This is a genomic window from Alcanivorax sp. HI0083 (assembly GCF_001635175.1).
Window position 1 is genome coordinate 1 of record NZ_LWFX01000164.1, and the last position, 732, is coordinate 732.

General features: G+C 59.2%; 1 protein-coding gene. It reads right to left on the reverse strand.

Translation table 11 applies throughout. From position 1 onward, the window contains the following. On the reverse strand, positions 1 to 636 hold a 636-nt coding region (locus A3754_RS01765; protein ID WP_197468371.1), incomplete at its 3' end, for an amidophosphoribosyltransferase. Positions 637 to 732: the final 96 nt, after the last annotated feature.

Consider the following 732-nt stretch of genomic DNA (forward strand, 5'->3'; position numbering starts at 1 on the left):
CAAAGCCACAGACTCGGAAGCCACCATGTATTCCGGGCCGTTGGGGGTGTCCTTGCGGCCAAAGCACACCGGGCGAATACCATGGGGGTCGCGGAAAGCCAAAATGCCGTAACCGGTAATCATGGCCACCACCGCGTAGGCCCCTTCCACTCGTTGATGGACTGCGGCCACCGCATCAAAGATATCTTCCGGCTCCGGCTGCAACTTGCCGCGGCTTTGTAACTCGTGGGCAAACACGTTCAGCAGGACTTCGGAATCGGAGGTGGTGTTGATGTGGCGCAGGTCGGCACGAAAGATATGCTCGGCCAGAGCTTCCGCATTCGTCAGGTTGCCGTTGTGGGCCAGCGTAATGCCGTAGGGGGAGTTCACATAGAACGGCTGGGCTTCCGCCGAACTGGAGCTGCCTGCCGTGGGATAGCGCACATGGCCAATCCCCATGTTACCGACCAGCCGGCGCATATGGCGGGTGCGGAATACATCGCGCACCATGCCGTTATCCTTGCGCAGGTAGAGACGATCACCGTCGCAGGTCACGATACCAGCCGCATCCTGGCCACGATGCTGGAGAACGGTCAGGGCATCGTAGATCCCCTGGTTCACATGGCTATGACCGACAATACCCACAATGCCGCACATGGTACTTACCTCTAGCTGCCGCTTACATTCATGATAAAGGCGAGAAGGCTCTCGCCCACGTCCCGGGTCCATGCTTCCATCATCACCAGATGGGGA